The following is a 7,613-nucleotide window of genomic DNA, read 5'->3' on the forward strand; positions in this document are numbered from 1 at the left end:
CGGCACACCGTCGCCGGTGAGCAGCCGAACAGCGGGGCGAGCTGCCGCATGGTGAGGTTCGTGCGGTAGTAGACGGCCACCAGCAGCACCCGGTCCGCCAGCGGCAGACACCACGGCCGGCCACCGCCGGGACCGTCTCCGCCGCGTTCCCGCACGACCTTCAGGAGCCGCTCGAACTGCCGCATCCGCAGACCCGTGAACGTCTCCACCCACAACGCCTCAGCCCTAAACACCCCACACATACAAGGGAAATACCCGATCCACAGCGTTCTGCAACACGCTTTAGCCTCCGTCAAGCACCAGGCATTGACGCGATCTGTCTAGCCTCAAGCTCCGTTTGCAGACGAGGAGAGCTTCCTGTAAAAGGAATCTTGCGCACCCAGTACCAAGCATGCTGATGTCGACTCTGAGCTCCCCATGACGAGCCTCCCTCGTAAGCCCAAGGAAGCTGGCGGAGCTTGTTCATGCCTCAGTTGGTTTGCCCCGAGGCCCCTAGAGGGAGCCCTAGAGTCTCGGATTTTCAGGATTTAATACCGCGCGTGCTGACGAATAAGAGGCGAGTTTGCACAGAAAGGTTATGTAGGTGGATGCTGAGTCGCTTTATGCTCTTCATGCTATGCTTGATTCCACCTTATGGCGTACTCGGGATTGCGGCTAATGCCCCTCTTGTCGTTCCGCTGAGGCTCCAGCCCGCTCACCCGTAGCGGGCGATATGAACGCGAACGGGGCATCAAACCTTCCCTCCCGATAGCCTGCGGCGGCCGTTGGGAGGGAAGTCCCGTCTGCTGGTAGGAGGTTGAATTCAGCCTCCCTTTCGGTCTCGCCATTGCATGCCTCGGCTCAAAGCGGATTTAGGCCTCAGTAGCCTCCTCTGTACCGCAGACCGAGGACGCCGATGCGGTCCTGCAGGCACTACGAGCCAGGTGCAGCGAGCGCGTCGATACCTCCCATACGACCGGGGGGATGCTCGGGGTCTGCTCGCTACCGCCCGCTGTCTGCGGCACAAGGACTGAGGTTTGAATGAGGCACAAGCAGCGCGCGGACCGACCATGGCGCTTGGGGGAGCACCCACGCCCCCTCAGCAAGAACGGAGTTCCCACCCACTTCCTTCCCCTTTCCGGCACGTATACCGCCGCAACGCCCGAGGAGAACATGCCGAGCACCGGCACCGGTATGGCAGAAGCCGCCCCACCGCTCCGCCCATGGCCTGCATCTACAACCATGACTCAATCCCGTTGAGAGGCCGCGCAACAGCCCGCGCGAGGACGGCCACCGTGGGTGCCGCCCCTTCGTCAGGCCGCCCTCTGACGCTACGACGGTCAGCCTGGTGGCTGCACCCAGCCTGGACAGTGACGTTGTCCGTGCTGCCGGGGGCAGTGATCGCCGCCACAGCTGCGCCAGAATCGTTTCGCTCCTGGTGGGGGACGCCTAAATACGTCACAAGCGGTACGGTAGCAACGACACTCACACTGCTCACGGCATTCGTCGCTGGAAGTTTGCTCGCCTCCGCCGCACGCCGAGCCAGCAGCGACCGTCATATCGACTTGCCAGCACCCCAGGCAGTCCATCTGACAGCGGCACAGCAACAGGTCCTGCTCAGATCAGGACACCTCCTGCTCGCGCTGACCGTCGCCGGATACGCGGCGTGGTTGGGTATCGGCGTGGACCGGGGGCTGAACACTGGCCACCTGATGGCCGCCTTCCAACTGGAAGGCGGATCTTCCATTGAAGGTAAACGGCTGCTGCTGCCCGTAGCCGGGATCACCACTCTGAGTCAATTCGGCCCGTTGGCAGTGGCTTGCCTGTTCTTGCACCGCCGTGCCACCGGGAAACGCCATACAATGATCTTGGCCAGCCTGATAATGATCAGCACGATGCGCTCGATTCTCTGTGCCGAACGCCTGGCTCTTATCGAAACTGTCATGCCCGTCATCGTGCTTTGCGCGGCTCTCGCCCCGCGACAGCCGAAAAGTACTGATCCTGAATCTCGATCCCTTCCATGGGGCGAGTGGTCGTGGGCCCTGGCCCCTCTCGTAGCCCCAGTCCTCCTGATGACCTTCTTCGGAACGTTCGAGTACGCCCGCAGCTGGACTATGCACTACAGCGGGCAGGGCATGAGCTATGCCGACTTCATCATCAGCCGCCTTGGAGGCTACTACGCCACCGCAGTTAACAACTCCGCGCTTCTGCGTACCCATATTGGCCCCTTGTTTGACCTGCCCTACTACACAGTCAAGTCACTCTGGGACTTCCCAGGCCTGACCTACCTCATCACCAGCAATTCACCAGTCGCCGGCACCGACCCGGCAAGTGCCTGGGAGACCGTACTCATCCAGTGGGGGAACCCCGAATTCAACAACGAAGGAGGCTTGTTCGCACCAGTCGTCGACTATGGACTTGTGGGCGCCTTCGTTTTCTGGGGCGTGGTGGGTTTCGCGCTGGGCAGTTGTCATCGCACCCTGCGCAACGGCAGCCCCGGCGCGTTGCTGACCTACAGCGTGGTCTATGTCGGTGCCCCGGAACTGGCGCGTTACTTCTACTGGGGGCAGGGCCGGGCTGTCCCCAGCACAGTGGCAGCCGTGTTTGTGGCCTGGGCGCTGCACCGTGCCCATTGCCGCAGGGATACCGCGTGAAAACTGGCGGATACGCTCAAGCGCTTACCCTTGCCGACCAGGCGGTTTTCGCCCTCACTAGTATGGTCGTGCTGCCTGTGGTCGCGTCCCGAGCCAGCGCTGCGGACTTCGGCATGTTCGCGCTGCTGTACGGCTACTGTGTGGTCGCCCTCCAACTGGCCCAAGCAGCCTTCACTGAGCCGCTTCTCGTCCAACGCCCCCCGTCATCTGAGGCTGGGCACCGTGCCCTGGAAACGGCGACCGGCGGGGCGATTAGCCTCGCTGCCTTGTTCGCTTTTGCGCTGCCCCCCCTCGCTATCTTCCTCCTCGCCATCCCCCTGTCCCTGGCATGCGCCGCTAGTATCGCTTTGCCAGCCATGATCGTCTGCGATACCCTCCGCGTCGGCTTGGTTTCCTGCGGCTACCCAGGCCGAGCCCTGGCTCTCGGTCTCTTCGCTGGGGCGGTCCAGGGGCTGGCCCTCACCGCCACTACGTTTCTCACCGGCGACCTCCTCTGGATCACGATGACCTGGGGTATCAGCACCGTCGCCACTGCAACCCTGGCCCTGGCTATCACTAGCACCCGGCCACGCCCAGCCGACCTGGCATCCTGGCTCCGTAGCCACGGTCATCTAGCACGCCCCTACCTAGCCGAGGCAACGGCACTTTCTGGCAGTGCTTACTTGGCCCTCTACCTCGTCGGACACCTAGACAGCCTCGCTGCCGCAGGTTCTCTACGCGGCGCGCAGACGCTCTTCGGCCCCTGTGCCCTTACTGCTAACGCCGTCCGTGTTGCCGCCATCGCCGAATGTGCTAAACAAGCCTCCACCACAACCCTGCTCACCTTGCGGCGACGCTGCCACGTGATTACCGCCATTCTCTGCCTGCTGACACTTTTCTATGCGCTTGCCATGACGGCCATCCCCCGCCCGCTGGGACAGGCTCTCTTCGGTTCCACCTGGAGCGGCTTATACGCCGCCCTCCCTGGCGTAGCCGCCTACCGAGCCTGTAGCGCTGCCATCGTGGGTCCCCTCGCGGGGTTACGCGCCCTACGCCGCACCCGCGAACTGATGTGGCTGCGTCTGGCAACGGCAGCCCTCGTTCCCGCCGCAGCGGCCCTGGGAACCATCTGGGCCGGCGCTGGCGGCGCAGCGTTTGGTATGGCTCTGGCTACAGGAATAGCGGCACTCAGCTACAACTGGCTGCTTCATCAGTCCACGCCCTCTGCGCGACCACCCCCTTGCTCCTGAAGGGGGCCCGACACACACCACATGACGGCGCCATTACCTGACACAGAAAGGCATCGTTTCTCGTGGACATCCGCCAACTCCTGGCTGTTCTACGCACCAACGCCACGCTGCTGCTCGCGCTCGTCGCCTTCAGCGCAGCTGCCGGCTGGGCAACCGTCCTCTTCGCTACGCCGCAGTACACCTCACAGGCAACGCTGTTCGCTACGGTTCCCCAGCACAAGGCCAATAGCCAAGCCTACTACGACACACTGTTCGTTCAGCAGCGGGTCCGCTCCTACGCTGACCTAGCCAAACTCCCCGAGACCCTCAAGCCCGCAGTCGCCCACGCCCGCATCCGTGAATCTCCCAGCGACGCTGTCCGCCGAATTAGCACCACCGTCCCCCTTGACAGTGTGCTCCTGCAGATCTCGGGCACTGCAGACACCCCCAGCCAGGCCCAGAGTCTCACTGACGCTCTCTCCCGTGCCCTCGTCGACAAAGTCAGAGACTTAGAAAGTCCCCCAGGTGTCAGAGACATTGGACAGGAGCCGCCCGCCGCATCTGCTGTGAAACTGACGCTTGTCCAACCAGCTCTCAAGCCCACCACGCCGTCAAGCCCCAAACCCCTGGTACACATCAGTCTCGGCACCGTACTCGGACTCCTGCTCGCCGCAGCCGCCGCAGCCGCACGTGCAGCCTGGGACGTCCGCCTGCGTGACGCTGCAGCCCTCACAAGGGCCACTGGAGTACCGTCTCTGGCCACCATCCCTTATACCCGTTCCCTTCAAGACCAACCTACTCTGGTCGAGGAGCAGCCTCTCTCTGCCTTCGCTGAATCGTTCCGAAAGCTGCGCACAGCCGTCCAGTTCAGCCGGGTGGAGAACCCTCCACGCGTCATCATGGTTACCAGTGCCATGCCTGCCGAGGGGAAGACCAGCGTTGCCATCAGCATCGCCCTGACCCTGGCCTCAGTCGGCGCCAAAGTATTCTTGGTCGATGCCGACCTCCGCCACCCAATGATCGCTCAGCGACTCAGCCTCGTCCCCGACGTTGGCTTGACTAACTGTCTGATCGGCACGGCCCGCGTTGAAGAAGCTGTCCAGTACGCCGGCGCATCGAACAACATCGCCGTGCTCACCAGCGGGCCGAAGCACTCTCATCCTGGAGAACTTCTCAATTCCCCGAGAATGGGAAGGATTCTCGAAGAGCTCGCCGTCGATGCTGACTACGTCATCATCGACGCCCCGCCTCTCAGCCCGGTGGTCGACGCGGCTCCCCTAGCAACTCACTGCGATGGCGTCCTGCTCACGGTCAAAGTCCGCGGCGGTGGGGCTCGACGCGAAGACATCCGTTCCGCATTGGCTACGCTCCGTACCGTCGGCAGCACACCTCTCGGAATCGTCACCACCATGGTTCGGAAGCGAAGTAGACACCACAACTCAAAGTATTATAATTACCGAGAGGTCCCCCAGCCGAATAGATGGTACAACTCGCCACAGTCGTGGCGTAAATCAACTCGAAGAGGGCATGTTGCTGCGGATTACCGCAGCACTCCGCCACCGGCCAGTAGCGCCGAGTGTTCTGCCCGCCACCGCGGACCAGCCTCTGCGGATAGGTCTCCCGGCTGACTGCGCGCGAGAATGGCAGACAGTATTTATGCTCGTCTTTCAGGCAGGCCCTGAGTCGATGTTTGAGCGCTGTGCGGCTGTTTAGTCCACTTCTCCCTCTCTCTTATCGCCAACGTGGGAGGGCGCCGTCGTGAGAGTTTCTGTGTATCGTCGGCGCCCGTAGCTCCGGCGGGTCCCTCCAGCTTTTGCAGCATTGGCTACAACGCCACGATGGCGGCCTGGAGAAACGGACGGCAGGTAACTGTCGCACCGCGCTCCAGGCCGACTCAACGTCACCTCCTTGCCGACCGGGGACCCCGGACCGCAGGAGCGGCTGGATTACTGACTTTGAAGGCGGGTTGTCGTAGGGGCTGACGGTTAGTGATCGTTGCGGTATGCCGGGAAGGTGAGGTATTCGCAGGGTGGTGGGCTGACTGATGAGTGGCGGGGTTCCGTGAGCGGATCCGCGTGGAAGCGGCCCAGATGTTCGCCGACGGGCAGCGGAACGGGCTGGTCGCGAGGCTGTTACGGGTGAGTGTCCGTTCCGTCCAGCGGCGGCGGGCCTGCGAAGCCGGCGGGGAGGCTGCATTGCGGTCGGCAGGTTCTGCCGGCCGGCCGAAGCTGAGCGGCGAGTTGTTCGCGGCTCTGGAGGCAGAGCTGGACAAGGGCCCTGTCGCGCACGGCTGGCCGGACCAGAGGTGGACCCTGGCGAGGATCAAGACCTTGACCGGCCGCAGGTTCCACAAGGGCTTCACGCTCTCCGGCACCGCCCAGATGCTCCGGCGTCACGGATGGAGCCACCAGGTCCCCGCACGACGGGCCCTCGAACGCGACGAGGACGCCGTCAGCGGATGGGTGAAGGAGACGTGGCCGCAGGTGGAAGCACCGCGGCGGCGCTCGGGGCCTGGATCGTCTTCGAGGACGAGGCCGGCTTCTCGATGACGCCGCCGACCACCCGCACCTGGGCCCGGCGGGGGCACACTCCGGTGATCCGGGTCCGGGGGCGGTCTCAGCGCCGGGTCTCCCTGGCCGCGATGTGCTGCTACAAGCCAGGCGAACGCTCCCGCCTGATCCACCGGCCCGTGTTCCACAAGGACCACAGGACGAAAGAGCGCCGCAGCTTTGCGTGGACCGATTTCCGGGACCTGATCGTGGCCGCCCACCAACAGCTCCACGCCCCGATCGTGCTCGTCCGGGACAACCTCAACACTCATCGTGCAGCCGGGTTGCGGGACTTCGTCGCTACCCACGACTGGGTGACCGTCTTCCACCTGCCGCCCTACGCGCCAGAACTCAACCCTGTCGAGGGCATCTGGTCACTGCTGCGACGCGGCAGCCAGGCCAACACCGCCTTCACTGACCCTGACCACCTCGTCCGAGTACTGCGTCACGGGCTCCGCCAGATCCAATACCGCAGCCACCTCATCGACGGCTGCAGGACAGCAACACACCTCCCCGACCCGACGACAACACCGCTGAAAGGTCCATACCTTTCTTCTCGGGTGGGTCTGTCCAGTAGACGGTGTAACCGTGGTTGGTTTGTAGGTTCAGATTCGGTTGTTGGTGAGGCGTCCGTCGAAGGCGGTGTCGAATGCCTGGAGGGCTCGCTTCCAGCGGGTGGTCCAGCGTTTGCGTCCGGCGCCGGTCGGGTCCAGGGACATCACCGCGAGGTAGACGCACTTCAGAGCCGCGTTTTCCGAGGGGAAGTGTCCGCGGGCCCTGACCGCCCGGCGGATCCTGGCGTTGACGGACTCGATGGCGTTGGTCGTGCAGACGATGCGGCGGATCTCCGCGTCGAACTGCAGGAACGGGACGAACTCGGCCCAGGCGTTCTCCCACAACCGCACGATCGCAGGGTATTTGGTGCCCCATTCCTCGCAGAACTCGAGGGACCGGCTGGTGGCCGCGTCCTCAGTCGGAGCGGTATGGACCGGCTTCAACGCTTTCGCGATCTTGTCCCAGTCCTGGCGGCCGGCATAGCGGAACGACGCCCGCAGCAGGTGAACGACACATGTCTGGACGACGGTCTTGGGCCAGACCTCACCGACCGCGTCGGGCAGGCCCTTCAAGCCGTCGCAGACCAGCATGAGGACGTCCTCGACACCGCGGTTCTTCAGCTCGGTCAGGACCCGGAGCCAGTGCTTGGCGCCTTCGCCTCCTTCGCC

Annotated in this window: 4 protein-coding genes and 1 pseudogene; 3 read left to right on the top strand and 2 right to left on the bottom strand. The window is 63.7% G+C overall.

The window, feature by feature from the left end:
* Positions 1 to 242: helix-turn-helix domain-containing protein (locus ACZ53N_RS35580; protein WP_469144890.1), on the bottom strand; the 242-nt coding region annotated here is incomplete at its 3' end.
* Between the two features lie 1,107 nt (positions 243 to 1,349).
* Between ACZ53N_RS35580 and ACZ53N_RS35585 the strand changes: the two genes are divergently transcribed.
* From ACZ53N_RS35585 to ACZ53N_RS35595, 3 genes and pseudogenes are all read left to right on the top strand, one after another.
* The gene (locus ACZ53N_RS35585; protein WP_469144891.1) at positions 1,350 to 2,633 is read left to right on the top strand and encodes an O-antigen polymerase; all 1,284 of its coding nucleotides are present in this window, start codon (positions 1,350 to 1,352) and stop codon (positions 2,631 to 2,633) included.
* Positions 2,634 to 3,924: 1,291 nt separating this feature from the next.
* Positions 3,925 to 5,469 carry a tyrosine-protein kinase domain-containing protein gene (locus ACZ53N_RS35590; protein WP_469144892.1) on the top strand — a complete coding sequence of 515 codons (1,545 nt, stop codon included), beginning with the start codon at positions 3,925 to 3,927 and terminating at the stop codon, positions 5,467 to 5,469.
* A 385-nt stretch (positions 5,470 to 5,854) separates the two neighbouring features.
* Positions 5,855 to 6,902: pseudogene (locus ACZ53N_RS35595) on the top strand (IS630 family transposase); the annotation flags it as partial.
* 93 nt (positions 6,903 to 6,995) lie between these two features.
* Here the strand turns inward: ACZ53N_RS35595 and ACZ53N_RS35600 are convergent.
* A partial coding sequence (locus ACZ53N_RS35600) for an IS256 family transposase (protein ID WP_469144893.1) occupies positions 6,996 to 7,613 on the bottom strand: 618 nt, incomplete at its 5' end.

Source organism: Streptomyces sp. NPDC033229 (genome assembly GCF_055576875.1).